The sequence below is a fragment of the Streptomyces sp. NBC_00328 genome (assembly GCF_036139655.1).
In the GTDB taxonomy this organism is placed as follows: Bacteria; Actinomycetota; Actinomycetes; order Streptomycetales; family Streptomycetaceae; genus Streptomyces.
The window spans coordinates 6896752-6922132 of record NZ_CP108013.1 but is presented as its reverse complement, the minus strand read 5'-3'; the positions used below and the strand labels follow the sequence as shown (position 1 = coordinate 6922132).

Annotated in this window: 22 protein-coding genes and 4 pseudogenes; 12 read left to right on the top strand and 14 right to left on the bottom strand. The window is 72.3% G+C overall.

The features are described from left to right. Nucleotides 1-9: 9 nt before the first annotated feature. Nucleotides 10-1263 carry a DUF4190 domain-containing protein gene (locus OG485_RS30545; protein ID WP_328671808.1) on the bottom strand — a complete coding sequence of 418 codons (1254 nt, stop codon included), beginning with the start codon at nucleotides 1261-1263 and terminating at the stop codon, nucleotides 10-12. A 94-nt stretch (nucleotides 1264-1357) separates the two neighbouring features. Here OG485_RS30545 and OG485_RS30540 point away from each other — a divergent pair. The 3 genes and pseudogenes from OG485_RS30540 to OG485_RS30530 all read left to right on the top strand — a co-directional run bounded on the left by OG485_RS30540 (nucleotide 1358) and on the right by OG485_RS30530 (nucleotide 4683). Beyond that, nucleotides 1358-2532: pseudogene (locus tag OG485_RS30540) on the top strand (adenosine deaminase). Nucleotides 2533-2549: 17 nt separating this feature from the next. After that, entirely contained in the window at nucleotides 2550-3233 is a 684-nt protein-coding gene (locus OG485_RS30535) for a glycerophosphodiester phosphodiesterase (RefSeq protein ID WP_328671806.1), read from the top strand. Between the two features lie 253 nt (nucleotides 3234-3486). Next, nucleotides 3487-4683 carry a serine hydrolase domain-containing protein gene (locus OG485_RS30530; RefSeq protein ID WP_328671804.1) on the top strand — a complete coding sequence of 399 codons (1197 nt, stop codon included), beginning with the start codon at nucleotides 3487-3489 and terminating at the stop codon, nucleotides 4681-4683. Here the strand turns inward: OG485_RS30530 and OG485_RS30525 are convergent. Further along, a pseudogene (locus OG485_RS30525) lies at nucleotides 4676-4927 on the bottom strand (hypothetical protein); the annotation flags it as partial. The gene OG485_RS30530 and the pseudogene OG485_RS30525 overlap by 8 nt on opposite strands. Nucleotides 4928-4956: 29 nt before the next feature. Continuing rightward, nucleotides 4957-6237, bottom strand: coding sequence for an RNA-guided endonuclease InsQ/TnpB family protein (locus OG485_RS30520; protein WP_328671802.1), 1281 nt, complete (start codon nucleotides 6235-6237; stop codon nucleotides 4957-4959). A 76-nt stretch (nucleotides 6238-6313) separates the two neighbouring features. Here OG485_RS30520 and tnpA point away from each other — a divergent pair. Then, nucleotides 6314-6725: pseudogene (gene tnpA / locus OG485_RS30515) on the top strand (IS200/IS605 family transposase). Between the two features lie 91 nt (nucleotides 6726-6816). Here tnpA and OG485_RS30510 read toward each other — a convergent pair. From OG485_RS30510 to OG485_RS30485, 6 genes are all read right to left on the bottom strand, one after another. Continuing rightward, entirely contained in the window at nucleotides 6817-8181 is a 1365-nt protein-coding gene (locus tag OG485_RS30510; protein ID WP_328671800.1) for an FAD-dependent oxidoreductase, read from the bottom strand. A gap of 169 nt (nucleotides 8182-8350) precedes the next feature. Continuing rightward, nucleotides 8351-8860, bottom strand: a complete 510-nt coding sequence (locus OG485_RS30505) for a hypothetical protein (RefSeq protein WP_328671798.1) — start codon at nucleotides 8858-8860, stop codon at nucleotides 8351-8353. Further along, nucleotides 8844-9335 (bottom strand): RNA polymerase sigma factor, encoded by a 492-nt coding sequence (locus tag OG485_RS30500; RefSeq protein ID WP_328674722.1) that lies wholly within the window; start codon nucleotides 9333-9335, stop codon nucleotides 8844-8846. Before OG485_RS30500 ends, OG485_RS30505 begins: the two co-directional genes overlap by 17 nt. Before the next feature lie 149 nt (nucleotides 9336-9484). Continuing rightward, nucleotides 9485-10117, bottom strand: a complete 633-nt coding sequence (locus tag OG485_RS30495; protein WP_328671797.1) for a class F sortase — start codon at nucleotides 10115-10117, stop codon at nucleotides 9485-9487. Continuing rightward, complete coding sequence (locus OG485_RS30490) at nucleotides 10114-10479, bottom strand: sortase-dependent protein (protein ID WP_328671795.1); 366 nt, start codon at nucleotides 10477-10479, stop codon at nucleotides 10114-10116. Before OG485_RS30490 ends, OG485_RS30495 begins: the two co-directional genes overlap by 4 nt. Nucleotides 10480-10659: 180 nt before the next feature. Continuing rightward, nucleotides 10660-10893, bottom strand: a complete 234-nt coding sequence (locus OG485_RS30485) for an SCO4402 family protein (protein ID WP_328671792.1) — start codon at nucleotides 10891-10893, stop codon at nucleotides 10660-10662. A 95-nt stretch (nucleotides 10894-10988) separates the two neighbouring features. Between OG485_RS30485 and OG485_RS30480 the strand changes: the two genes are divergently transcribed. Further along, a complete protein-coding gene (locus OG485_RS30480) occupies nucleotides 10989-11150 on the top strand; it encodes a hypothetical protein (RefSeq protein WP_328671791.1) in 162 nt (53 codons plus the stop codon). Nucleotides 11151-11293: 143 nt separating this feature from the next. On the opposite strand, the gene OG485_RS30475 is transcribed toward OG485_RS30480, so the two are convergent. Next, entirely contained in the window at nucleotides 11294-12766 is a 1473-nt protein-coding gene (locus OG485_RS30475; RefSeq protein WP_328674721.1) for a SulP family inorganic anion transporter, read from the bottom strand. A gap of 346 nt (nucleotides 12767-13112) precedes the next feature. Here OG485_RS30475 and OG485_RS30470 point away from each other — a divergent pair. Both OG485_RS30470 and OG485_RS30465 read left to right on the top strand, forming a co-directional pair. After that, nucleotides 13113-13311 (top strand): annotated as a pseudogene (locus tag OG485_RS30470) (hypothetical protein). Nucleotides 13312-13650: 339 nt separating this feature from the next. Beyond that, a complete protein-coding gene (locus OG485_RS30465) occupies nucleotides 13651-14709 on the top strand; it encodes a PucR family transcriptional regulator (protein WP_328671789.1) in 1059 nt (352 codons plus the stop codon). A 13-nt stretch (nucleotides 14710-14722) separates the two neighbouring features. On the opposite strand, the gene OG485_RS30460 is transcribed toward OG485_RS30465, so the two are convergent. The 3 genes from OG485_RS30460 to OG485_RS30450 are packed head-to-tail and all read right to left on the bottom strand — an operon-like array spanning nucleotide 14723 to nucleotide 18033. Then, a complete protein-coding gene (locus OG485_RS30460) occupies nucleotides 14723-15913 on the bottom strand; it encodes a polyamine ABC transporter substrate-binding protein (RefSeq protein ID WP_328671787.1) in 1191 nt (396 codons plus the stop codon). 51 nt (nucleotides 15914-15964) lie between these two features. Continuing rightward, nucleotides 15965-17380 (bottom strand): sensor histidine kinase, encoded by a 1416-nt coding sequence (locus OG485_RS30455; RefSeq protein WP_328671785.1) that lies wholly within the window; start codon nucleotides 17378-17380, stop codon nucleotides 15965-15967. Next, the gene (locus tag OG485_RS30450; RefSeq protein ID WP_328671783.1) at nucleotides 17377-18033 is read right to left on the bottom strand and encodes a response regulator transcription factor; all 657 of its coding nucleotides are present in this window, start codon (nucleotides 18031-18033) and stop codon (nucleotides 17377-17379) included. Before OG485_RS30450 ends, OG485_RS30455 begins: the two co-directional genes overlap by 4 nt. A 315-nt stretch (nucleotides 18034-18348) precedes the next feature. Here OG485_RS30450 and OG485_RS30445 point away from each other — a divergent pair, with 315 nt between their 5' ends. Then, nucleotides 18349-19011: a hypothetical protein gene (locus OG485_RS30445; protein WP_328671782.1), complete on the top strand. Its 663-nt coding sequence runs from the start codon at nucleotides 18349-18351 to the stop codon at nucleotides 19009-19011. A 164-nt stretch (nucleotides 19012-19175) separates the two neighbouring features. On the opposite strand, the gene OG485_RS30440 is transcribed toward OG485_RS30445, so the two are convergent. Continuing rightward, a complete protein-coding gene (locus tag OG485_RS30440; protein ID WP_328671780.1) occupies nucleotides 19176-20615 on the bottom strand; it encodes a gamma-aminobutyraldehyde dehydrogenase in 1440 nt (479 codons plus the stop codon). A 187-nt stretch (nucleotides 20616-20802) separates the two neighbouring features. On the opposite strand from OG485_RS30440, the gene OG485_RS30435 reads away from it, so the two are divergent. From OG485_RS30435 to OG485_RS30420, 4 genes are all read left to right on the top strand, one after another. Next, nucleotides 20803-21318 carry an Lrp/AsnC family transcriptional regulator gene (locus OG485_RS30435; RefSeq protein WP_328671779.1) on the top strand — a complete coding sequence of 172 codons (516 nt, stop codon included), beginning with the start codon at nucleotides 20803-20805 and terminating at the stop codon, nucleotides 21316-21318. Then, complete coding sequence (locus tag OG485_RS30430) at nucleotides 21303-22685, top strand: aspartate aminotransferase family protein (RefSeq protein WP_328671776.1); 1383 nt, start codon at nucleotides 21303-21305, stop codon at nucleotides 22683-22685. Before OG485_RS30435 ends, OG485_RS30430 begins: the two co-directional genes overlap by 16 nt. 273 nt (nucleotides 22686-22958) lie before the next feature. Then, complete coding sequence (locus OG485_RS30425; RefSeq protein ID WP_328674720.1) at nucleotides 22959-23696, top strand: ABC transporter ATP-binding protein; 738 nt, start codon at nucleotides 22959-22961, stop codon at nucleotides 23694-23696. Further along, nucleotides 23678-25372 carry a hypothetical protein gene (locus OG485_RS30420; RefSeq protein WP_328671774.1) on the top strand — a complete coding sequence of 565 codons (1695 nt, stop codon included), beginning with the start codon at nucleotides 23678-23680 and terminating at the stop codon, nucleotides 25370-25372. Before OG485_RS30425 ends, OG485_RS30420 begins: the two co-directional genes overlap by 19 nt. Nucleotides 25373-25381 lie beyond the last annotated feature (9 nt).

Sequence of the window (25381 nt, the reverse complement as noted above, 5' to 3'; positions counted from 1 at the left end):
CGCGGGCCGTCAGCGCTGAGTCACCAGGGACGTGGAGAAGCCGTCGTCGCCACCCGCGTCACCGCTGCCGTCGTCGTCCGCGGCGAACACGATGATCAGGACGAACACGCCGACGGCGAGAACGAGTCCGACGGCTCCGCAGATGACCCCGGCCAGCGCCTGCCCGGGGTTCGTGGCCTCGCCGCGACGGGCCTTGGCCCCGCCGATCAGCCCGAAGATCACGGCGAGGACGCCCAGCACGATCGCCAGCGGCCACACGACGAACAGGACCGCCGCGATGATGCCCAGCACGAGCCCGGCGGTTCCCAGCCCGTTGCTCGGCATGGGCCCCGCCACGGGCCAGCCGTAACCCGGTACGCCCGGATGAACGGCACCCGCGGGAGCGCCGGGGTACCGCGGGTGGCCGTAGCCGTACGGGAGGCCGGGACCTCCGGGGGCGATCGGCGGCGGAGGGACGGGCTCGCCGGGAAAGGGCTGCGGGTAGGGGGTGCGGGCGGTCGGCGCCGCGAAGGGGTTGTCCCAGGCGGGGCCGCCGAGGTGTCCGGGTCCCGGCGGAACGGGCGGGCCGGGCGGGCCGGGCAGTGAGGTGATCGCCGGAAGCCCGTACCCCGGAGGAGGCGCGGCACTCCCCCGCGCGGTCCGCCCGGGCGAGGCGAGCTCCTCGGGCGGGGCCCAGGGGTTGAACTCGGATTCCCGGTCGGCCTCGCGCTTCCCGAGGGAGATCCGGGCGTCGGGGACGGGGACGGCGAAGGGCGCGGCGCCCTGGACGGGAACGGAACCCGCGGGCGCCTCACCGAACGCACCCCCCGCCGCGGGCGCCGCGTGTCCCGGTCCGCCGTCGAACGCGCTGTCGACCCACCGTGCGGCCGTCCCGGGCCCGAAGCCCGGAGCACCCTCCCGGCCACCGCCCGGGCCGGCGCCCCGGTCACTGTCCGAGTCGCTGCCCTGACGTCCGTCCCGACCGTCGTCCGGTCCGCCGTCCGCGCCGCCGTCCGACGCGAAGGCCGTCCGGTCGGGGCCGGCCGCGGGCGTCGCACGATCCGGGCCGACAGCGGGTGTCCCGTGATCCGCACCGGTGGCGGACGCGCGATCCGCCTCGGGTGTCGCGTCCTCCGCGCGACCGGAATCCGGACCGGTCCCGGTCCCGGACGATCCGCTCCGCTCGGGTGACCCGCCGCGCGCGGACATCGGGTTCGCCCCGCCCGGCGGGGCCCACGCACCCGCGTCGCGTGGGGCGGTCGGCCTCTGGGCGTCGTCGGACATGCGCGAGGTCCCCTCTCTCGTACGTTCCGTCATGCTACGGCCCAAGCCGCTCCCCGGATCTCGGTCGCACGACGGCCCTCTCGTCCCCAGCGGGGTGCACCGGGCCCGGACAGGGGCGGCCGCCTACGATGATCCCGAACCGTCGATCAGCCGATCACCGCGTCCGGCCGAACACGGCCCAGGGACGCCGTTCCGGGGAGGAACCCGTTGACCGAGCACATCACCGCACGCGACGACGCCCGCGACCTGCACACCTTCATCGCCGGGCTGCCCAAGGCCGAACTGCACGTCCACCACGTCGGCTCCGCCTCCCCGCGCATCGTCGCCGAGCTCGCCGCCCGCCACCCCGACTCCCGGGTGCCGACCGACCCCGAGGCGCTCGCGGACTACTTCACCTTCACGGACTTCGCCCACTTCATCGATGTGTACCTGTCCGTCGTCGACCTCGTCCGCACGCCCGAGGACGTACGGCTGCTGACGTACGAGGTCGCCCGCGACATGGCCCGTCAGCAGGTGCGCTACGCCGAGCTGACGATCACTCCGTGGTCCTCCACACGGCGCGGAATCGACGAGCGCGCCTTCATGGACGCGATCGAGGACGCCCGCAAGGCCGCCGAGGCCGAGCTGGGTGTCGTCCTGCGCTGGTGCTTCGACATCCCGGGCGAGGCCGGTCTGGAGGCCGCCGAGGAGACCGTGCGGCTCGCGACCGACGACCGGCTGCGGCCGGAGGGGCTCGTCTCCTTCGGACTCGGCGGCCCCGAGATCGGCGTACCGAGGCCCCAGTTCAAGCCGTACTTCGACCGTGCCCGCGCGGCGGGACTGCGGTCGGTGCCGCACGCCGGTGAGACGACGGGCCCGGAGACGGTCTGGGACGCGCTGAACCTCCTCGGCGCCGAGCGCATCGGCCACGGCACGAGTTCCGCGCGGGACCCGAGGCTGCTCGCCCATCTCGCCGAGCACGGCATCGCGCTGGAGGTCTGCCCGACCTCGAACATCGCCACCCGCGCCGTCCGCACCCTGGACGAGCACCCCGTCAAGGAGTTCGTGGCGGCGGGTGTCACGGTCACCGTCAACTCCGACGACCCGCCGATGTTCGGTACCGACCTCAACACCGAGTACGCGGTCACCGCCCGCCTCCTCGGCCTCGACGAGCCGGGCGTCGCGGAGCTCGCCAAGAACGCGGTGCGCGCCTCGTTCCTCGGCGAGGCGCAGAAGGCCGAACTCACCGCGGAGATCGACACGTACGCCGCCACCTGGCTCGCGCTCTGACCCAGCACAATGGCCCCATGCGCACCGTGACCGCAGTCGCCCACCGCGGCGACCCCTATCGCGCCCGTGAGAACACGATCGACTCGCTGCGTTCCGCGCTCCACCGGGGCGCGGACGCCGTCGAGATCGACGTACGGCTCACGCGCGACCGCGTACCCGTCCTGCTGCACGACGCGACGCTCAAGCGTCTGTGGGGACACGACCGGCCGCTGAGCTCGCTCTCCGGCGACGAGGTGCGCGGACTCACGGCCGGCGGTGTGCCCACGTTGGCGCAGGCCCTCGGGGCGACCGGCGACAGCCGGGTCATGGTCGACCTGCCGGGACAGGTGGACGTGGGGGTCGCGCGCGAGGTCGTGGACGTGGTGCGGGCGTGCGGGGCCGAGGAGCGGGTGTACTACTGCGCCGGGGCCCCCGCCATGCTCGCGGTGCGGGCCGCCGACGCGTCCGCGGAGATCGCGCTGACCTGGACGAGCCTGGCCCCGCCGCGTCCGGGCCTGCTCGACGTCGTACGCCCGCGCTGGCTCAACTACCGCTTCTCCCTGGTGAACCGCGACCTGGCGGCCCGCGTCCACCGCGACGGCCACCTGCTCTCCGTGTGGACCCCGGACACCCGCCGGTCCATGCGCCGCCTGCTCGACGCGGGGGTCGACTCGATCACGACCAACCGCATCGACGCGCTCACCGCCCTGCGCAAGGACTGAGCCGGGCAGGCGGCAGCCGGGCAGGCGGCGCATCGGATGCGGTGGGTGCGCCCACCGAAACCCCGGCCGGAGTCCTGCGCGCGGCGCGGCGGTCGCGCGGCACGCGGGGGTCGGGTCGTCGCGGTCGTCCCTTAGGGGCGACCCCGGCCCGGATGCAGGGGGCGGCACCCTGCCTGGTGAGGATCCGGAGGGTCGCGCCCGGCCGGAGGATGAGCGGTGTCCACTTCCGGCCCACCAGCCTCAGGAGCACTCAATGCCCGTACGCCGCCCAGCAGTTGTCCTGGCAGCCGCCCTCGCTCTCGGTCTCGCGGCCGGACCGCTGGGCGCTCCGGCGTTCGCCTCCCCCGCCGCGGCTTCGGCGCGGACGGCCGCCGGGCCCGACGCCGACGCGCTGCGCGCCGCGCTGGCCGGACTCCCGGACGCGGACGCGACGGCGGCACTCGTACGGGTCGGCGGCAGCGACGGCACGTGGCGCGGCAGCGCCGGGGTGCACGACCTGCAGAGCGGACGCGCGGCCGATCCGGACGCCCGCTTCCGCGCCGGTTCCACCACGAAGGTCGTCACGGCGGCGGTCGTCCTCCAGCTCGCGGCCGAGGGCAGGGTCGGGCTGGGGACGCCCGTGCAGAAGTACCTCCCCGGGCTGCTGCCGCCGGCCTTCGAGCCCATCACCGTACGGCAGTTGCTCAACCACACGAGTGGCATCCAGTCCGGTGACGGCTTCGGCGACGCCTTCGAGGACGCGTACGCGCACCGCTTCGACAGCCTCACACCGCGCGAGGTCGTGGCCTCCGCGGTGGCGAAGGGACCGGAGTTCACGCCTGGCACCCGGCAGGACTACCTGAACATCAACTACACGATCCTCGGACTGCTGATCGAGAAGGTGACCGGTCACCCGTACGCGCACGAGGCGGCCCGGCGGATCCTCGGGCCCGCCGGGATGCGCCACACCTACTTCCCCGGCACCGACCCGCGCATCCGCGGGCCGCACAACCACGGCTACCAGGCGGTGCGGCGACCCGACGGCACGACGACGTTCGTGGATGTCACCGACTGGAACCAGGCGGACCGCTGGGCGGCCGGCGACATGATCTCCACGACGGCGGACCTGGAGCGGCTGATCACGCGCCTGTTCAAGGGAGACCTCGTCCCGGCACGGCAGTTGGAGGAGATGTTCACCGTGCCCCCGGGCATCAAGGGCGCCGACATGAGCGCCGGACTCCAGCGCTTCGAGTACGGGGGCACGGTGTACTGGCTCAAGTCGGGCGCCCGGTACGGCTACAGCACCGCGGTCGCGGCCACCCGGGACCTGTCCCGCACCCTCGTGTACTCGGTCGACTCCACCGACGCCAAGGGCGAGTCGATGAACCCGGTCGCCCAGCGGATCGCCCTGGCCGCGCTCAAGCAGCGGGACCGGAGCGCCCTGGCAGCGATTGCCGGAGCGGTCAGGTAGCCAGGGCCGGGGCGGTCGTCCGGTCCGGGGCGAGCGCCTCCAGGCGCTTGATCTTCTGCCGGACGACGTACAGCGGGATCACCCCGAAGATCCCGAAGGACATGTCGATGACCGTCCACCAGAAGGGAATTCCGCGGATCGGTCCGCAGATCAGGGCCAGCGGGACGATGCCGGCACAGGCGATCATCCCGAACTCGACGACCCAGATGTTGCGGCCCGGATCGCGGTAGGGACCTTGAAGTGCTCTCCCAGTTAAAGCAGGGAGATTCCCGCCTACCTTGCGGTGGCGGGCTTGACGCGCGGTGCGCGCCTGACGACTGCCCTCCCGGCAGCCGGGAGGAGCGCGTGGCCCATCCGGTACAGGTGCAGGATGTTCTGGGCCGCGTTGTGGTCGGCGTTGCCGGACCATCCGCAGTCAGGGTTCTTGCACACGAACAGTGCCTGGGTCTCCCGGCTGCCGGGGGTGGTGAAGCCGCACGCGGAGCATCGTCGGGAGGTGCCCGGGGCGGGGACCTTGGCCAGGGTGCCGCCCTGGCAGGCGGTCTTGTACGTCAGCATGGTGACCGTGCGGCCCCACGCCTCTCCGCTGATGGAGCGGTTCAGCCCGGATTTCTGGGCGACGTTCTTCCCCGGCTCTTCGATGGTTCCTCTGGCGGACTTGACCATGTTCGTGATCTGCAATGCCTCCACCACCGCGACGCTGTACGTGCGGGCGATGTCGGTGGTGGTCTTGTGCTGCCAGTCCGTGGCCCGGCGCTTGGCTTTCGCGCGCAGTCCTGCGATCTGGTCGTAGGTGTGGTGCAGTCGGCGGGAGGTGCGTTCACCGGGCTTGCGGTGCTTCTTGCGCTGTGCTGAGCGCTGTTCCAGGCCCAGGAGTTTGGCCTGTTCCCGGTTGGTCAGCCACTCGCCGTGCCCGTAAGTCTCTCCGTCGGAGAGGGCGAGGGGCACGGTGATTCCGACGTCGATGCCGATCTCCGGCCCCTGGTGGGTTTCCGGCGTGTTTTCGAGGGTCTGGACGCGGAACGCGATGTGCCAGCCGAGCGCGTCCTTGACCAGGCGTGCACCGGTGATCCGGTTCTCTGCATTGGCACGCTTGCCGACGGGGAGGTCTTTGGTCCAGCGGAAGCGGACGCGACCGATCTTCGGCAGATTGGCCATGCCCCACCGGCGGTGCACGCGGGTGATGTTCAGGTCCCGGCCCTGCGGCACATCCACGGTCAGGGTGCTGCGGAAGCGGGCCTTAAAGTTCGGGGCGTCCGACCGGCCGGCCCAGCAGTTCTTCCACGCCTGGAAATACGACTTCAACACCGCCTGCGCGGCCTGCGCGGGAAGGACGGCGAGGAAATCGATCTCCTTGCGGGCCTGGCGGATCGCCGCGTCCGCGTTCGCCAGAGTCCGCTTCTCCTTCGGCATCATCTGCCACCAGGCGTGCAGGAGATTCCACATCGTGCGAGCCGCGTGCGCCTGGTCGTCAGCCTTGAGCGCCAGGGCAGGAGACAGTGCAAGCCGGGCGCGGTGCCCGAACTGCCGCGTCTCCAAGCCGCGATCACCCATGGACGAAACTGTAGAGTATTGGGTTATGTCACCACACTGAAACCCGAACCTTGATGCGCACACCGGCCGTCACGTCATCCACAAACTGACCGTCCATTTGGTTTTGTCACCAAGTACCGGCGGAATGCGTTCACCGACGCCGTGCCGACCCGCTGCGAGGAAGCCATGCGCGAGGTCTGCACCGACTTCGAGGCCGAGCCGAAGCAGTTCAACGGCGGGCAGGACCCCGTCACCTGCTCGTGCACCACCCGCCGAAGGTGCAGCTCTCCAAGCCGGCCAACAGCCTCAAGGACGTCTCCTCCCGCCGCCTGCGCCGGGACCACGACAGCCACGTCCGCAGATACTTGTGGTGCGGGCACTTCCGGTCCGGCTCCTACTTCGCCAGCTCACGCGGCAGAGCACCGCTGACCGTCGTACGGCAGTACATCGAGAACCAGCAGCCCCCTACGAGCCGAGACAGACAGCACGGACCCGCGCCCCCGTCGTAAACGGCGGCAGGGCGGCTCTGTCGCTCATACCGGCAGCGTACGCGCCGACTTGAACGTGTTCAAAACCGCCCCCGTCCGGGGCTCCGGTGGCTCAGGCGCCGCTCTCCCGCAGCATGTCCTCGCGCTCGACGAGCTTCACGCGCTCGCGGCCCTGCGGTTCACCCAGCGCCTTCTCGGCGGCGTCCAGCCGGTGCCAGCCTTCCCACGTGGTGAATCGGACGTCCCGCTCGCCGAGGAAGGCGTCGACGGCCTCCGGGTCGGGCGAGGAGGGCGTGAGCAGACGGCCGTTGGCGTGGTCGTCGAGCAGGCTCGCCACCGTCTCGTTGGCGTCGCCCTTGGTGTGACCGATCAGGCCGATGGGACCGCGCCGGATCCAGCCGGTGACGTAGGTGGACGGCAGGTGCTCGCCCGTGTCCTCCAGCACCCGGCCGGCCGCGTCCGGCACCGTGCCCGAGTCGACGTCCCAGGGCAGCTTGGGCAGGCTGTCGGAGAGGTAGCCCACCGCGCGGTAGACCGCGGTGACGTCCCAGTCCTTGAACTCGCCGGTGCCCTTGACGTTCCCGGTGCCGTCGAGGGCGGTGCGCTCGGTGCGCAGGCCGACGACCTCGCCGTTCTCACCGAGGATCTCGGTCGGCGACTCGAAGAAGTGCAGGAACAGCTTGTGCGGGCGGTCGCCCGCGTCGCGGATGGCCCAGTTCTCCAGGGTCTTGGCGACCATGTCGGACTGCTTGTTGCCGCGCCGGGTGGCGATCGAGCCCTCGTCGTAGTCGATGTCCTCGGGGTCGACGATGACCTCGATGTTCGGCGAGTGGTCCAGCTCGCGCAGCTCCATCGGGCTGAACTTCGCCTGCGCCGGACCGCGGCGGCCGAACACGTGGACCTCGAGCGCCTTGTTGGCCTTGAGGCCCTCGTGGACGTTCGGCGGAATCTCGGTCGGCAGCAGCTCGTCCGCGGTCTTGGCCAGGATGCGGGCCACGTCGAGGGCGACGTTGCCGACACCGAGGACGGCGACCTTCTCGGCCTCCAGCGGCCAGGTGCGCGGGACGTCCGGGTGACCGTCGTACCAGGAGACGAAGTCCGCCGCGCCGTAGGAGCCGTCGAGGTCGACGCCGGGGATGTCGAGGGCCCGGTCGGCCGTCGCGCCCGTGGAGAAGATCACCGCGTCGTAGAAGGCGCGCAGATCGTCCAGACTGATGTCGCGCGGGTAGTCGACGTTGCCGAAGAGGCGGATCTGCGGCTTGTCGAGCACCTGGTGCAGGGCCGTGATGATGCCCTTGATCCGGGGGTGATCGGGGGCGACGCCGTAACGGATGAGACCGAACGGGGCCGGCATCCGCTCGAACAGGTCGATGGAGACACCGGGCTCGACGGCCACTGCGGATTTCAGCAGCGCGTCGGCGGCGTAGATTCCGGCGGGGCCGGCTCCGACAATGGCTACCCGCAGAGGGCGAGGCATGATCAGGTTCCCTTCGAACTGGGGCGGGGGACTCGACGGGAAGCCTAAACTGAGGCAAACCTAAGTCAGTAGGCGGGTCCGGGCTATGACCTCATAAGGCTGACTTATGGGTACTGAAGGGCTGCTTTATGGGTGGCGCTCGGACGGCAGAGCGTACCCTCCGCGCCCCCTACCGCTGAGCCTCCCTGGCCGGTGTGGGAACGGCCCGGGTCCGGACCGCGGACGGTCCGGCGGTCGCGAGCTCGGAGGTCCGGGTCGCCGACGGAGTACGGGTGAGGGAGGGCACACCGGTCGTGCGGGGCGTGGGAGCGGGTGCGCTACCGGGCGCCGACGTCCGGTGGGACGGTCCGCTCACACGGGGACGGGGACTGACGCTCCCGGGCGACGACGGAGTGGGCTCGGCCGACGGGCTGCTCGCGGGCGGCGGGGCCAGCGGGACCACCGGGGACACCGGTGCCTCGGGTGCGGCCGACCGGAGCGGCAGCGCGACGAAAACACAGACGGCACACGCCACCGCGGCCCCGGCCGCGGCGCGCAGCAGCCGGCGCCGGGCCGCGCCCCGGCGGATCGCCTCGTAACGGCCGGGCGGCGGAGAGAGGTACTCGGACGGGGGCCGCATGATGACGGCGAGCGGGTCGTCGGGGCCGAGGTCCGGACCGTCGTCAGGGTGTGTGATCAAGGCTTCTCCTCAGGTGGGCGCGGAGCGTTTCGCGGGCCGCGTGGAGATCGGCCTTGATCGTTCCTTCCTTGCGCCCGGTCAGCGCGGCCACCTCCCGGATCGGCATGTCAGCGTAGTAGTGCAGCAGGATCGGGACGCGCAGCCGTTCGGGCAGCGACTGCACGAGCAGGCGTACGGACGGATCGGCCTGCTCGTTGGGCGGGCCGACGACGGCCTCGGCGGTGGCCCGGCGCATCGCCCTGCGTTCCCGCTCCAGCTTGCGCCAGTGGTCCCGGACGAGATTGGCCGCCGTGACGTAGAGGAACCCCCGTGGCTCGGCCACGGAGGTCCAGCGGGACCAGAGCCGGGTGAACGCCTCCGAGGCGATCTCATGGGCCGTCCCGTCGTCGTCGACGAGACGGCGGCACCAGCCGGCGAGGCGCGGGTAGAGGGCGGCGAACAGCTCGGACGCCGCCTTCTCACGGGACCCTTTCAACATTCTCCATGGTCGTGACGGTGCCGGGAGGGACGGATCCCGGGCCGCGGGGGTACGGTCCGACGGCCCAGGATCCCGCTTCCCGGTCCACAGGGGACGCGGGGGCGGCGACGGGGAGCCCGGCGCCCCGTCGAACAGCCGGTCGGGGGTCAGGGGCTCGCGGAGGTGAGCACCGCGAACACGATCACGTTGTCGCGGTAACCGCTTCCGGAGCGGGGACCTCCGCAGGTGATGAGCCGCAGCTCCGGGCGGTCCACGTCGCCGTAGACCGCGTCGGCCGGGAAGTCGGCCTTGGCGACCGTACGGACGTCGCCGACGGTGAAATCGGCCGACCCGCCGTTCTCCAGGCGCACCACGATCCGGTCGCCGTGGCGCAGCCCCGCGAGGTGACGGAAGACGCCGTCGCCGTACGAGCCGACCGTGACATGACCGAGGATCACCGACGGGCCCTTCTGGCCGGGCGTCGGCGAGTACCGGTACCAGCCGGCCCGGTCGTGTGCCGCGATCGGGGGCACCTGCACGCTGCCGTCCGGGGCCAGTCCGAGCCGGATCAGCGGGGTGTCGACCCCGATGGCCGGTATCCGCAGCCCGACCGGCGCCGAACGCCCGAGCGCACGCGCCGGCTTCGCGGCCGGCTCTGCGGCCGTGGACGCTCCGCCGGACCGTGCGGTCGCGGGTGTGCCGCCGGGCCGCGCGGGCGGGGCGGCCCGGTGGCCGCCGCAGCCCACGAGCACCGCGGCCACGGCCGCGGTGACGAACGCGCGCCTGGAGAGAGGCGTCATGCCCCCGTCGCCCGCCGACGGCGCACGACGAGGACGGCCGCGCCCGCGGCGAACACGGCTGCGGCGCCCCCGCCGACGAGCCCGCCCGGGACCGAGGACGGCGTCGCGGTCGTCGCCACACCGGTGTCGGGCGCTCCGCCCGGCCGGACGGAGACCTGCCGCGAGGCCCGCGCCCGCGTCGGCGCGGAGCTGGGAACGGCGGAGGGCGCCCGGGTCACGGTGGGGCTCGCCGGGGCCGGTGCCGCGGTGACGCCCGGACGGGTCCTGGGGCTCGGGGAGGTCCCGTCGGCGAACGCGGGCACCGTGCCCACCAGCACGGCGGTGCACGCGAGTGCCGTGGCACTGAAGACGGTTCGGCGCATGAATCGCTCTCTTTCGTCGGTCCGCCCGCCCGTTGGCACGGCGGGCTGCGTTACGGATCGAGCGGAGAGACGAGGCAGCGAGGGACGGGGTTGTAAAGAGCAGGCAAAGGCGGGCGGGGTGCCGCCCGAGGGGCCTGGCCACAGCGAACGGTGGGCCCGTCCCTCGGGGTTCACCGCGTCTCAGCGGTCGGCGCGCATCGCCTCGAGCACGTTCTGCGCCGCCGTCACGACGGCCGGCCACCGGGGCGACGCGAGACAGACCTCGTCGCCGGCGTCACCCAACTCGTCGACGAGCGGCCCCAGTACCTCGGCCGGCTTCCGCGCGGCCCGTGCCTCGTCCGCCGACCGCAGCACCTCCCCCACCGTCGCCTCGGGCTCCTCCAGAACCCGTGAGTCGTCGAAGAGGACGTGCACGGCCAGGTCCAGGTCGTCGACGCCGCCACCGGGCGCGGGGGCTCGCGCGCGCCGAGGCGGCCCGAGCCGAGCGGACCGGGGAACGCCTCACCGAGGTGGAGGCACGGATCGTCCTCGGGACCTCGCTGTCGCGGCTCGCCCCGGCGCGGGAAGGCGCGAAGGAACTGACGCGGGCCGAGTCGCCGGCCCGGGCGCTGCCCTACCCGGCCGGAACCCGTCGGCTGGCCCGGGCCCGGGAGCTGCTGCGCGAACCGTGACACCGGCTCGGCACCGGCCACGCGGCCGAGAAGGGCCGGATGCCGCGGGGATCGCGCTCACGTGAGGAGCCCTCTTGTCGCCCGGCACTCCGGGGGCGGGAGATTGCCGGTTCCCGGCAGGACCGAGCCCTGTCGGGTGATCGTCAGTGCCCGGCCGCGAGTTCGCCGCTGAGCTTGCCGTGGAGCCTGGCACTGGGGGCGTTGAGCCCGGTGATCTCGACCGTCTTGCCGCGCTGGGCGTACTTGGCCTCGATCGCGTCCAGGGCGGCGACGGAGGACGCGTCCCATACGTGCGCCGCGGACAGGTCGATGACGACCATGTCCGGGTCGGTGGCATAGCCGAACCGGCCGACGAGGTCGTTGGAGGAGGCGAAGAACAGCTCGCCGGTGACCCGGTAGACGACCGTCCGGCCGTCGGGGTCGGTGACCGAGGTGACCTCGGCCAGGTGGGCGACTCGCTTGGCGAAGATCAGCACGGCGGTGACGGAACCGACGACGACGCCGATGGCGAGGTTGTGGGTGGCCACCACGCAGACGACCGTGACGGCCATGACGGTGATCTCCCCAGCGGGCATCCGCCTGAGGGTCTTCGGAGCGATGGAGTGCCAGTCGAAGGTGGCGACCGACACCATCACCATGACGGCGACCAGCGCGGCCATCGGGATGTCGGAGACGACCGGGCCGAAGACGATGCAGAGCACCATGAGGAACGCTCCGGCCAGGAAGGTGGACAGGCGGGTACGGGCGCCCGAGACCTTCACATTGATCATCGTCTGGCCGATCATCGCGCAGCCGCCCATGCCGCCGAGGAACCCGGTGACGATGTTGGCGATGCCCTGCCCGATGGACTCACGGGTCTTGTCGGAGTGCGTGTCCGTGATGTCGTCGACGAGCTTGGCCGTCATCAGCGACTCCATCAGGCCGACCAGCGCCATCGCGAGGGCGTAGGGGGCGACGGTCCGGAGGGTGTCCAGTGTGAACGGCACGTCCGGCAGTCCCGGGACGGGAAGCGAGGAGGGCAGGTCCCCCTTGTCGCCCACGGTGGGCACCGCGATGCCGGCCGCGAGTGTGATCACCGTCAGCACGACGATCGAGACCAGCGGGGCGGGGACCACCTTCGTGATCCTCGGGAAGAGAACCAACAGGGTCAGGCCGGCGGCGATCAGCGGGTAGACGGCCCAGGGCACGTCCGTCAGCTCCGGCACCTGGGCCAGGAAGATGAGGATCGCGAGGGAGTTGACGAAGCCGACCATCACGCTGCGCGGCACGAAGCGCATCAGCCTGGCCACCCCGAGCGCGCCGAGCGCGATCTGGAAGACCCCGGCGAGGATGACGGCGGCGACCAGGTACCCGAAGCCGTGCTCGCGGTTGAGCGGGGCGATGACCAGGGCCACGGCACCGGTCGCCGCGGAGATCATCGCCCGGCGTCCGCCGACGACGGCGATCGTCACGGCCATCGTGAACGAGGCGAACAGGCCGATGGCGGGGTCGACCCCGGCGATGACCGAGAACGAGATCGCCTCGGGGATCAGGGCGAGGGCGACGACCAGGCCGGCCAGCACCTCGGTGCGCCAGACCTTCGGGTCGGACAGCCAGTCGGGCTTCAGGCCACGCAGGCGCGCGCCGGGGGAACAGCGGAAGCGGCGGAGGACAAGAGATCAGTAACCCTGTCGTGCTCGGGCACACCCGCGTGGCAGGCCGGGAACGTGCGAGAGGACGCGGAGGGGCCGGGTCGGCACTCCGCGGACGGCCCCGTGAGCGCGGAGCCGGAAGACCGGAGGAAAACGACGGACCAGCGCAAGGCGCCGGGGTCACGTCCGAGGGCGACGATTCATGGCGGGCAGGCCGCGGCGCCGGGCGTCATGGGCTCGCGCACGCTTCTCTCCTGCAAAAAAATTGGGCTTTCACCGGGGGCACCGACCCCGGCACGGCGCGGCGGGGCAGCGCCGGGCCGTCACGGCCATCGGCAACTCTACCCGCGGCCCGGTCGTCCCCTCCGCCCGCTCCCAAGGAGGCTTCCGCCTCCGCACCGGAAACGACGTCGCCCGCCTCGTGGCAGGCCGCCACCCAGCGGGTGGAGAGACTGCGGATCCAGCCGGCTCGCGCGGAGGACTTCGCGGCCACCCTCCGCGGACGCCTGCCGCACGCCGACCGCGGCTGATCCCGCGTACCAGGCGGTGCAGGCGGTGCAGCAACGAGGGCGGCGATGAACAGGATGCCGGGCGGGCCGGTCGCGGCCTCCACGACCGGCCCCGTCCCCCGACCGCCGTCCCTCCCCCCACGTGGCGCACCTGGGCGGCGACCGCTCCCCTCCAGGCCCCGGGCCGGGCACCGTCTGCCGGTGTCCGGCACCAGAGCCGTTCGCAGTGCTCCCCGCACGTCATGGTGCACGGCCGGGGCGCGCAGGCGCATTGCCGATTCCCGGCAACGTTCACTAGGGTCTGCATGCCGGTGAGCCGCTGAGGATCCGTCACCGACGCGTCAGGATTCGGGAGACGACGTGACCGACCGGGAGAATCCCGCGCACTATCTGCACGGCTACGCCGAGATCCTGGCCGACGTCTCGGCCACCGGCCGGCGCCTCACCCGCGTGGAGATCGAGTCCCGGCGCGCCCTGGGCGAGCAGGCGGCGGAGGCCGGACACGGACTGCGCACCCTCGTCAGCGAGCACCTGACCGCCGCGCGCTCCGCCTGGCCCCACTCACCCGGCTCCGCCGACATCGCGCTCGGCGCCGTGCAGCAGGCGATAGACGCCTTCGCCGAGGGCTACGAACGCGCGCAGCGCCAGGCCGTTCGACAAGAAGAGGCCGCGCGCCGGGAGTTCATCGACGATCTCCTGTACGGCCGCAGCGACCTGGGCCGTCTCGCCGAGCGCGCCGAGCGCTTCGGCCTGCGCCTGTCCCACGCGCACGCGGTCGCCGTCGCCGAAGGCCCGGCCGCCTACGACGAGGGCGACGCGGTGCCCCGACGGGTCGAGCACGCGCTCATCGGCCGCTTCGGCGACCGCAGCATCCTGATCACCACCAAGGACGGGCGACTGCTGTGCGTGGCCCCCGGCCATCAGGACGAGATCCTCACCTGTTTCGCCCAGCAGGCTCATGCCGCCACCGACGGCGGACGCGTCGCCATCGGCCGCCCTCAGCCGGGTCCCGGCGGCGTCGTCCAGTCCTACGAGGAGGCGCTCAACGCCCTGGAACTGGGCGAGCGTCTGGGCCTCGACGAACCGGTCCTGCGCTCTGCGGACCTGCTCGTCTACCCGGTCCTCACCCGCGACCGCCAGGCCATGGCCGACCTCGTCCTCGACGCCCTCGGACCGCTCAGAACAAGCCGCGGCGGCGCCCAGCCCCTCCTGGACACCCTCACCGCGTACTTCGACTGCGGCTGCGTCGCCGCCGAGGCCGCCCGCCGTCTGACCCTGAGCGTGCGAGCCCTGACCTACCGCCTGGAACGCATCCACAAACTCACCGGCGCCAACCCGGCCGATCCGGCCCACCGCTACATGCTCCAGACCGCGGTGATCGGGGCACGGCTGCTGGACTGGCCCGCCCAGGACCTCTGACCCCGGCTGTCTGTCACAGGCCCGCTATCGCGTTCCAGCGCTTGGCGAACTCCGTGCGTTCGGTGGCGGAGATGTCGCGGGCGATCGCGAGACGCCTGCGCATCGTCGCGTCCGGGAAGATCAGGGGGTCCTCGGCGAGGGCGGCGGTGTCCTTGTCCTTGGAGGAGGCGAGGATGTCCTGGGCGGCGGGGACCGGACAGACGTAGTTGACCCAGGCGGCCAGTTCGGCGGCGACCTCGGGCTCGTAGTAGTAGTCGATGAGCTTCTCGGCGTTGGCCTTGTGCCGGGCCAGGTCGGGGATCATCAGCGACTCGGCCCACAGTTCGGCGCCCTCCTCGGGGACGACGAAGCGGATGTCGGGGTCGTCGGCTTGGAGCTGGATCACGTCGCCCGAGTAGGCCTGGCAGGCCAGCACGTCCCCGCCGGCGAGGTCCTTGATGTAGTCGTTGCCGGTGAAGCGGCGGATCTGGCCCCGGCGGACCTGCTTCTCGACCTGATCGCACACGTGGTGGAAGTCGTCGGCCCGCCACTTCGTGATGTCGACGCCGTTGCCCTGCATGAGCAGCGCGAACGCCTCGTCCAGGCCGGAGAGCAGGGTGACCCGGCCCTTGAGGTCGTCGGCCCACAGATCCGAGACGTGCCGGATCTCGCGGCCGACCCTGCGGCGGTTGTACGCGATTCCGGTGATCCCCGACTGCCACGGCACCGAGGACTTGCGGCCGGGGTCGAAGGCGGGCGAACTCAGCAGCGGGTCCAGGTACTTGACGACGTTCGGCTGCCGGGACCGGTCCATCTCCTGGACCCAGCCGAGCCGGACGAAACGGGCGCACATCCAGTCGCTGATGACAATGAGGTCGCGGCCGGTCCGCTGGTGGTTCATCAGGGACGGGCTGATCTTGCCGAAGAACTCGTCGTTGTCATTGATCTCCTCGATGTAGTCGACGGAGATCCCGGTGCGCTTCCCGAAGGCCTCCAGCGTCGGCCGCCGGGTGCTGTCCTCGTCGTCGGTGTCGATGTACAGCGGCCAGTTCGCCCAGGTCAGCCGCTTGTCCGTGGCGGAGAGGTCCGCTCCGGCCCGCTCACCCGGTCCCACGTACGCCGCCGGTACCCCGCATCCCGCGAGCGCTCCGAGCGCGGCACCGCCGCCCAGGGCGCGCAGCAGGGACCGGCGGGAAGGGGGCGAGGTCTTCCGATTCACTGGCACACGGGAAGCATGCCGACCCGGGCTCGGCCGGGACAATGGACGCTGCGTCGATCAGTCGCCCGCCGACCCGACACCCTGTCGATCCGTTTCCCGGCGTTCCGAGAACTCCGCGCGCGCGACCGCCGCCCGTCCCCGGCCCTGTGCCGGGCCCGGCCTCGACGCGGGCGGCGCGCACGGCGGGAACGCGACCCTCACGGACAGGCCGCCGCGCGGACGGGGCCATGCCTCGACCGTTCCGCCGTGGGCGGTGGCGACGGCCGTGACGATGGACAGGCCGAGCCCGAGGCCCTCGCGGGGGCGGCCCTTCCCGCGCGGGCGCGTCCCGGTCCGTTCCGCGCCCAGCCGCCGGAACGGCTGGAAGAGTCCGGCCACCTGGTCGCGCGGGATCACCGGGCCGGTGTTGTCGATCCGCAGGACCGGGCGCCCCGCCTCCGTCCCGGTCCACACCTGGACCCAGCTCTCCTGGTCCCCACGGGTGTTGTGCCGTACGGCGTTGTCGGCGAGGTTGACCACCAGGCGTTCGATCAGCTGGGGGTCGCCCAGTACGGGCGCGGAGCCGAGGTCGGCCCGCACCCGCGGCCCGCCGGTCCCGGGCCCGCCGTCCGGCAGCAGCTCCCGCACCGTCTCGGCGAGGTCGACGAACTCCCTTCGCTGAAGCCCGCGTTGACTGCGCGCGAGGGTCAACAGGGCGTCGATGAGGCGCTCCTGTTCCTGCCCGGCGGCACGAACGCGCAGGCACGCGGCCCGCAGGCTCTCCACCGACGCCCCCGGGTCGGCGAGCGCGACGTCCACGATCGCCTGCTGGAGCGTGAGCGGAGTGCGCAGTTCGTGCGACGCGTTGGCGACGAACTGCTTCTGCGCCTCGAACGCGCCCTCCAGCCGCCCCAGTACGTCGTCGAAGGTGTCCGCCATGGCTTTGAGTTCGTCCTCGGGACCCGGCACCGCCAGCCGCTGGCGGAGGTTGTCCGCGGAGATCCGCCGGGCGGCCGAGGTCATCGTGCGCAGCGGCGCGAGGACGCGTCCTGCCATGAGCCAGCCCAGGGCCACGGAGGCGAAGGTCATCACGGCGAGCGCGACGCCCGCCTCGACGAGCAACTGGTGCAGTTGATCGGCGCGCAAGGCCTCGGCGTACATCGTCAGCGTCGGCGGATCGGGGGTCTGTCCCTCGCCCCCGGGCAGCCCGGGGGCCACGGACGAACCCCCGACCGCCGTCGACGGCGCGGTCCGCGAAGCCAGCAGATAGGTGAAGCCGAGCAGGGCGGCCCCCGCCACCACGAACAGCGCGCTGTAGAGCAGGGTCAGCCGCCAGCGAATGCTGCGCGGGGCGAGCCGCCACCGGACACCGCCGAGGGCCGGCCGGCCGCGGGCGGTCCGCAGTGCTCGCCACCAGCGGCTGCCGGGTGGTGCCGGCCGCGGGCGCGTGCCGTAGGGGGCCGGGCGGTCGGCTCCGGCGGATGCGTCCGTCATGCGATCCGGTACCCCGCCCGGTCCACCGTCGCGATCAGCTGCGGCTCCCCCAGTTTGCGGCGCAGCCGGCTCACCGTGACCTTCACAGTCTGGCTGAAGGGGTCGGCCGCCTCGTCCCAGGCCCGCTCCAGGAGTTCCTCGGTGGAGACCACGGCGCCCTGCGCGGCCAGCAGGAGTTCGAGCACGGCGAACTCCTTCGGGCTGAGGGCGAGCCCCGAGCCGCCCCGGGTCGCCTGCCGCCGCGCCGGGTCGAGCCGCAGTTCCCCGCGGACCAGGACAGGGGGCAGCGCGGGCTGCGCGCGTCGCGCCAGGGCCCGTACACGTGCGACGAGTTCGGCGAAGGCGAAGGGCTTGGGCAGATAGTCGTCGGCACCGAGACCGAGTCCCATGACCCGGTCGGCCACCGTGCCGGACGCGGTCAGCATCAGCACCCTCGCCCGGCTGCCGCCCGCGGCCAGCGTCCGGCACACCTGGTCGCCGTGGACGCCGGGCAGATCGCGGTCGAGCACGACGACGTCGTACGCGTTGACCGCGGCGCGCTCCAGCGCCGTGGGTCCGTCCAGCGCGAGATCGACCGCCATGCCCTCGCGGCGCAGCCCGGCGGCCACGGTCTCGGCCAGTTCCTCATGGTCCTCGACCACCAGCACACGCATGGCGGTCAGTGTGGCGGCCCGGGGGTTACACGGGGATAAGCGTTGCCTGTGCGAGCGAGCCCCGCACCCCGGGCGGGCCCGCACCCTCCGGCCGGGCCCTGCCGTCCCGGCGTACGCCTTCCGCTCGCCGTCGGTTCGCCATAAGGACGGCCGTTCCCGTGCCGTAACCGCCCCCGGGCTTGGCTGGAGCACAACACGACACCGCGCACCCCGCCCTGCCGGTCGAGCCACGACATGTGACGGCGCGGCGGTGCGCCACCGTGCGCCAACACGTCCGACCCGGCGGCACCGCCGCCCGCCCCATGGAGGAAACCCATGCGTGCACTGGCCACTCGGCCACAACGACTCGCCCTGGCCTGCGCCTTGATCTCGGCCGCCACCCTCGGAACCGTCAGCGCCTCGGCCGCTTCGGCGTCCGACAGGTCCACCGTGACCACGGCGACGGCGTGGACCGCCGCGTCCGCCCGGCTCACGCAGCACTCGACGACCGGCAAGCCGCCGAAGGGCGGCCTTCCCCCCGCCGGGTTCCCGGGCGCCGTCGGGTACCGGCCCACCTCGCACGCGCCGGGGGACGTGAACACCGCCAACGACGCGTTCGCGGCGTGCATGCGCGGCCACGGCCAGAAGGTCTTCCCGGCCTTCCATGCCTCGAAGGACAAGCAGGGCCGCATCCTGTTCAGCGTGCGAGTCGGGGCGACCAACGGATTCGACCCGAATTCCAAGAGCTACCGGGCCGCGCAGAAGGCGTGCGCGCCGATCCTGAAGAAGGCCGGCATCACCCTCTCATCGAAGGCCGGCCTGCCTCCGCTGCCCGTTCCCGGCAAGCCCGGCAAGCCCGGCACCGGATCCGGCGGAAGCCCTGTCGGCGGCTCCGGCGGCGGCTCCGGCGGCCTGCCCGGCTTCCACACGGAGAAGGGGGACGGGAAGGCGGGCGCACCTGGCGGACCCACGCTCTCCAGCGTGACCGAGAGCGTCTGAGCCGAACACCCCGGGGGAACACGTGGCCCCGGCCGGGATCGAATCCCGTCCGGGGCCACGTGGTGCGTACGAGCCGAGCGTGAACGCCGCTCGGTCAGCCGTCAGCCGTCAGCCGTCAGCCGTCAGCCGTCAGCCGTCAGCCGTCAGCCGTCAGCCGTCAGCCGTCAGCCGTCCAACGACGTCATCACGTGCTTGATGCGCGTGTAGTCCTCGAAGCCGTAGCCCGACAGGTCCTTGCCGTAGCCGGACTTCTTGAAGCCGCCGTGCGGCATCTCGGCCACCAGCGGGATGTGGGTGTTGATCCACACGCAGCCGAAGTCGAGGGACTTGGACAGGCGCATCGCCCGGCCGTGGTCCTTGGTCCACACCGAGGAGGCGAGGGCGAAGTCGACGCCGTTGGCCCACTCGATGGCCTGGGCCTCGTCCGAGAAGGACTGGACGGTGATAACCGGGCCGAAGACCTCGTTCTGGATGATCTCGTCGTCCTGCTTGAGGCCGGAGACGACGGTCGGGGCATAGAAGTAGCCCTTGTCGCCGACCTGCTGACCGCCCGTCTCGACCTTGGCGTGCGCGGGCAGGCGCTCGATGAACCCGGCGACCTGCTTGAGCTGGTTGGGGTTGTTCAGGGGGCCGTAGAGCACGTCCTCGTCGTCCGGCTGACCGGTCTTGGTCTCGGCGGCGGCCTTGGCGAGCGCCGCGACGAACTCGTCGTGGATGGAGTCCTGGACGAGGACGCGGGTCGCGGCCGTACAGTCCTGGCCGGCGTTGAAGAAGCCCGCGACCGAGATGTCCTCGACGGCCTTGGGGATGTCGGTGTCCTCGAAGACGACGACCGGGGCCTTGCCGCCCAGCTCCAGGTGGACGCGCTTGACGTCCTTGGACGCCGACTCGGCGACCGAGATGCCCGCGCGGACGGAGCCGGTGATGGACGCCATCGCCGGGGTCGGGTGCTCGACCATCGCGCGGCCGGTGTCGCGGTCTCCGCAGATGACGTTGAAGACGCCCTTGGGCAGGATGCCGCCGAGGATGTCGGCGATCAGGACGGTGGAGGCCGGGGTGGTGTCCGAGGGCTTCAGGACGACCGTGTTGCCCGCCGCGAGAGCCGGGGCGAACTTCCACACCGCCATCATCATCGGGTAGTTCCACGGCGCGACCTGGGCGCAGACGCCGACCGGCTCGCGGCGGACGATCGAGGTCATGCCCTCCATGTACTCGCCGGCCGAGCGGCCCTCGAGCATGCGGGCGGCACCCGCGAAGAAGCGGATCTGGTCGACCATCGGCGGGATTTCCTCGGACCGGGTCAGACCGATCGGCTTGCCGGTGTTCTCCACCTCGGCCGCGATCAGCTCCTCGGCCCGCTCCTCGAACGCGTCCGCGATCTTCAGAAGCGCCTTCTGGCGCTCGGAGGGCGTCTTGTCCCGCCACTGCGGGAAGGCCGCGGCGGCCGCCGCCATGGCGGCGTCCACGTCCGCCTCGCCGGAGAGCGGCGCGGTCGCGTACGCCTCGCCGGTCGCGGGGTTGACCACCTCCGTGGTCCGTCCATCGGCGGCATCGCGGAACTCTCCGTCGATGTAATTGCGCAGACGACGCAGCTCGGTGCTCACTGCCCGGCCCTCCTGTCGGATGTCCAACGGCCCAGGTGTCCACTACCTGAGATGCCTGGGCCCCACCCTAATCCGTGGCTCCACGTTTTCAACACCCCCGAACGGCCCAGAGCTGCGAAATCCGCAAGACGCGTACCCGTAAACAACGAATTTCATCGCCGCATGCTTGCGGAACTGTCGATACGTCGTGCACAGTGAGCCCGTGGCCAGTCGAAGCGCGGAACCCAGGGACTCCCGCGAGTCCAGGAACGGCAGTCCCCAGTTGGACACCGTCTCCCTCGCCATCATCGAGCAGCTCCAGCAGGACGGACGCCGCCCGTACGCCGCGATCGGCAAGGCCGTGGGCCTCTCCGAGGCCGCCGTGCGCCAGCGGGTCCAGAAGCTGCTCGACCAGGGCGTCATGCAGATCGTCGCCGTCACGGACCCGCTCACCGTGGGGTTCCGCAGGCAGGCGATGGTCGGTGTCAACGTCGAGGGCGACCTCGACCCGGTGGCCGAAGCACTGACTGCCATGTCGGAAGTCGAGTACGTGGTGATGACCGCGGGCTCGTTCGACATCCTCGCCGAGATCGTCTGCGAGGACGACGACCACCTGCTGGACGTCATCAACAAACGCATCCGGGCCCTGCCCGGGGTGCGCTCCACCGAGAGCTTCGTTTACCTGAAGCTCAAGAAGCAGACCTACATGTGGGGAACCCGATAGCCGTGAGCACCAAGGACCTCAGCAAGACCGCGTACGACCACCTGTGGATGCACTTCACCCGCATGTCCTCGTACGAGAACGCGCCCGTTCCCACCATCGTCCGTGGTGAGGGCACCTACATCTACGACGACAAGGGCAAGCGCTACCTCGACGGTCTCGCGGGCCTGTTCGTGGTCCAGGCCGGCCACGGCCGCACCGAGCTGGCCGAGACGGCCTTCAAGCAGGCCCAGGAGCTGGCCTTCTTCCCGGTGTGGTCCTACGCCCACCCCAAGGCCATCGAGCTGGCCGAGCGCCTCGCGCACCACGCGCCGGGCGACCTGAACAAGGTGTTCTTCACCACCGGTGGCGGCGAGGCCGTCGAGACCGCGTGGAAGCTGGCCAAGCAGTACTTCAAGCTGCAGGGCAAGCCGACCAAGTACAAGGTCATCTCGCGTGCGGTCGCCTACCACGGCACCCCGCAGGGCGCCCTGTCGATCACCGGTCTGCCGGCCCTGAAGGCCCCCTTCGAGCCGCTGGTCCCGGGTGCCCACAAGGTCCCCAACACCAACATCTACCGCGCCCCGCTCTTCGGCGACGACCCGGAGGCCTACGGCCGCTGGGCCGCCGACCAGATCGAGCAGGAGATCCTCTTCGAGGGCCCGGACACGGTCGCCGCGGTCTTCCTGGAGCCGGTGCAGAACGCCGGTGGCTGCTTCCCGCCGCCGCCCGGCTACTTCCAGCGCGTGCGCGAGATCTGCGACCAGTACGACGTGCTGCTGGTCTCGGACGAGGTCATCTGCGCCTTCGGCCGCCTCGGCACGATGTTCGGCTGCGACAAGTTCGGCTACGTACCGGACATGATCACCTGCGCCAAGGGCATGACCTCGGGCTACTCCCCGATCGGCGCGTGCATCGTCTCCGACCGGATCGCCGAGCCGTTCTACAAGGGCGACAACACCTTCCTGCACGGCTACACCTTCGGCGGCCACCCGGTCTCCGCGGCCGTGGCGCTCACCAACCTCGACATCTTCGAGCGTGAGGGCCTGAACCAGCACGTGCTGGACAACGAGGCCAACTTCCTGCAGACCCTGCAGAAGCTGCACGACCTGCCGATCGTCGGCGACGTCCGCGGCAACGGCTTCTTCTACGGCATCGAGCTGGTGAAGGACAAGGCCACCAAGGAGACCTTCACGGACGAGGAGTCGGAGCGCGTGCTCTACGGCTTCGTCTCCAAGAAGCTCTTCGAGTACGGCCTCTACTGCCGCGCCGACGACCGCGGTGACCCGGTCATCCAGCTCTCGCCGCCGCTGATCTCCGACCAGTCGACCTTCGACGAGATCGAGGGGATCGTCCGTCAGGTCCTGACGGAGGCGTGGACCAAGCTCTGACCGCACCCCGTCGGCCCCGGCCGCGAGCTCGGCCCGCCGGTTTCCCCCCGGCGGCTCCGGTCTTCCGTCCGACTGATCAACACCGGCCCCGGTGGCGCCCGTTCGAGTGAGAATGGGCGGCCCGGGGCCGCGTGCTGTCCGGCCTCCCGGCCCCGACTCCCTAGCGTGCCCCTTGACCGATCGGCCCTGCCCTTCGTTCCCCCGTCCGGGGGACCGAGCGACCTCGAAGAGATCGCCGGGCACGGCACATCAGCTCTGAACGAGGTGTACGCGATGGTGGCCCCGCCTGACAACGACGTGCTCTGGGCACGCGCCCTGCACGTCAAGCACAACGGCTCGCCCGCGCTCAGCGGTGTCTCGCTCGGCGTCCGTGAGGGCGAGATCCTCGCCGTCGGCGGCCCGCGCGGCAGCGGCAAGACGACCCTCCTGCTGTGCCTGTCCGGCCAGCTCCTGCCGCAGCAGGGCGAGGTCTGGTTCAACAGCTCACCCGTGCACACCATGGGCCCGCTCACCCGCGAGCGGCTGCGCCGGGACCGGTTCGGCTGGATCGGCCCCGTCCCGACGCTGGTCCCCGAGCTGAACGCCTGGGAGAACACCGCCCTCCCGTTGATGCTGCGCGGCTGGACCCGCCGGGCCGCCAAGACCGCCGCCCTGGAGTGGCTCAAGCGCCTGGACGTCGGCGACTGCGCCCGCAGACGCCCGCACGCCCTGCTCCAGGCCGAACGGCAGCGCGTGGCCGTCGCCCGCGCCCTCGCCCCCGCCCCCACCGTGCTGTTCGCCGACGAGCCGACGGCCCCTCTGCACCGCGCCGACCAGGCTCATGTGCTGCGCACCCTGACCTCGGCGGCCCGCTCGCACGGCATCACCGTCGTCCTCGCCACCCACGACCCGGACACCGCGGCCCTCGCCGACCGCACGGTGAACCTGCTCGACGGACGGCGTGTGAACACCGTCCACCTGCCCCCGGTCGCCGAGACGGAAGGCCGGGCCGCGTGCTCGCTCTCCGTCTAGCCCGCGGGGGCCACCCCCTCGTCCAGCTCCGCCGGCTCCTGGTCGCCGCCGCCTCCGCGGGCACCGGGTTCCTGCTGCTGTGCACGCTGGGGTACGCGCTGAGCCATCCGGACGCCTCGGCCGCCGGCGCGCTGCGCCTGGCCTGGTGCGTCGTTCCCCTCGCCGCCACGGTCTACTTCGCCGTCGCGGTGGCCCGCACCGACCCCGCCACCCGGCCCCGGCCCGGCCTGTCCGCCATCGGCCTCGGTCCGGGCCGGCTGATGGCGATCTCCGCCGCCACCACCGCCCTGTCCACGCTCCTCGGATCTCTGCTCGCCCTGGTCCTCTTCCTCCACCTGCGCGGCGACCTGACCGGTATCCCGTTCGGCGGCGCGGCCACGGACTTCCTCGCCTCCGGCCGGTCCCTGCCCCTGCCCGCGGCCCTCACCCTGCTCGTCGTGGTGCCGGTCGCGGCCTCCGGCGCGGCCGCCCTGGCCCTGCGCCCCCGGGGCGGCGGTCCGGTGCGCGCCGCGTGGTCGTACGGCCGCACCTGGATGTCGGCGCGGCAGAACGCCGTCGCGGGCGCTCCGCGGCCCGGTACCCGCGGCGGCGGACGGCCCACGGGCGGCGCCCCCGGCACGCCCGCGCCCATCACCGCGCCCGGCGGGCCCACGGCCTCCGCGGCGACCCGCACGGCCGCGGGTCCGACCGTGACCGGCACGGCCGCGGCTCTGACCGTGACCGGCACGGGCGACGGATTCCGGGACGCGTCGACGGACACCGACGGCGCCGCCCTGCCGGCACCCGACCCGCGGGCCCCCGCGGCCGACGGCTCCGGCGGCCCCGACTTCCACTGGACCGCCGAGGCGTACGCCTCCGACGAGACCCGGAGGACGGCCACGGAGGACCTGCCGCCCGCCGTCGCCCACGGAACGCCGCCCTCGTACGAGCGCCCGGACATCGCGTACGGGGACACGGCACCTTCGTACGCACACCCGGAACCGGCGCACGAGGGTCCCGTCGTGCCCGGTGCGCGCCCGGACCGGCGCCGGGCCGCCGAGGCCGGATCCCGCGCGCTGCCGCCCGCGCAGGGCTGCCCGAACGGTCTCCCCTGGGGCGCGGCCGCGCTGGCGGCCGGGCTGGCCGTGGAGACGTACGCGAGCCGTCCGGGACACACGCCCGCGCTCGCGCTGCCCGGCGGATTCGTCGGCGGTCCGGCCGGGGTACTGCTCGGCTGGGTGCTGACGGCGGTCGGTCTGGCCCTCGCCGGGCCCGCGATCACGTATCTGTGCGGATGGCTGCTCCAGGCCGTACGTCCGGGCGCGATGCGGCTGCTGGCCGGGCGGGTGCTCCAGGCGGAGGCGCGGCGCATCGGGCAGCCGCTGGGGGTGGTGTGCGCGGTGGCGTCGGGCGGGTTCGCCATGACGACGCTGTACACCGGCGCCCGGCCCGCCTTCGGTCCGCTGACCACGCTCGGCGCCCTGCTGGTCGCCGGGTGCACGCTGCTGACGCTGGCGACCGCCGCCGTCGAGGTGCGGCAGGCCCGTGCCGACACCACGGCGGCACTGCTGCGGCTCGGGGCGCCCGCCACGATGCTGCGCGGCGCCGCGGCCCTGCGCGCCGGGGCGCTGTTCGTCGCGTTCGCCCCGCTGACCTGGGCGGTCGCCGAACTGGCCGCGCTTCCGCTCATCACCTGACCGGCCCGC

Excerpts from the sequence above, each read along its gene's own strand:
- OG485_RS30530 (WP_328671804.1), top strand. The coding sequence starts at position 3,487 with ATGCCCGTACGCCGCCCAGCAGTTGTCCTGGCAGCCGCCCTCGCTCTC.
- OG485_RS30450 (WP_328671783.1), bottom strand. The coding sequence starts at position 18,033 with ATGCGTGTGCTGGTGGTCGAGGACCATGAGGAACTGGCCGAGACCGTG.
- OG485_RS30510 (WP_328671800.1), bottom strand. The coding sequence starts at position 8,181 with ATGCCTCGCCCTCTGCGGGTAGCCATTGTCGGAGCCGGCCCCGCCGGA.
- OG485_RS30490 (WP_328671795.1), bottom strand. The coding sequence starts at position 10,479 with ATGCGCCGAACCGTCTTCAGTGCCACGGCACTCGCGTGCACCGCCGTG.
- OG485_RS30535 (WP_328671806.1), top strand. The coding sequence starts at position 2,550 with ATGCGCACCGTGACCGCAGTCGCCCACCGCGGCGACCCCTATCGCGCC.
- OG485_RS30425 (WP_328674720.1), top strand. The coding sequence starts at position 22,959 with ATGGTGGCCCCGCCTGACAACGACGTGCTCTGGGCACGCGCCCTGCAC.
- OG485_RS30455 (WP_328671785.1), bottom strand. The coding sequence starts at position 17,380 with ATGACGGACGCATCCGCCGGAGCCGACCGCCCGGCCCCCTACGGCACG.
- OG485_RS30495 (WP_328671797.1), bottom strand. The coding sequence starts at position 10,117 with ATGACGCCTCTCTCCAGGCGCGCGTTCGTCACCGCGGCCGTGGCCGCG.
- OG485_RS30445 (WP_328671782.1), top strand. The coding sequence starts at position 18,349 with ATGCGTGCACTGGCCACTCGGCCACAACGACTCGCCCTGGCCTGCGCC.
- OG485_RS30520 (WP_328671802.1), bottom strand. The coding sequence starts at position 6,237 with ATGGGTGATCGCGGCTTGGAGACGCGGCAGTTCGGGCACCGCGCCCGG.
- OG485_RS30545 (WP_328671808.1), bottom strand. The coding sequence starts at position 1,263 with ATGTCCGACGACGCCCAGAGGCCGACCGCCCCACGCGACGCGGGTGCG.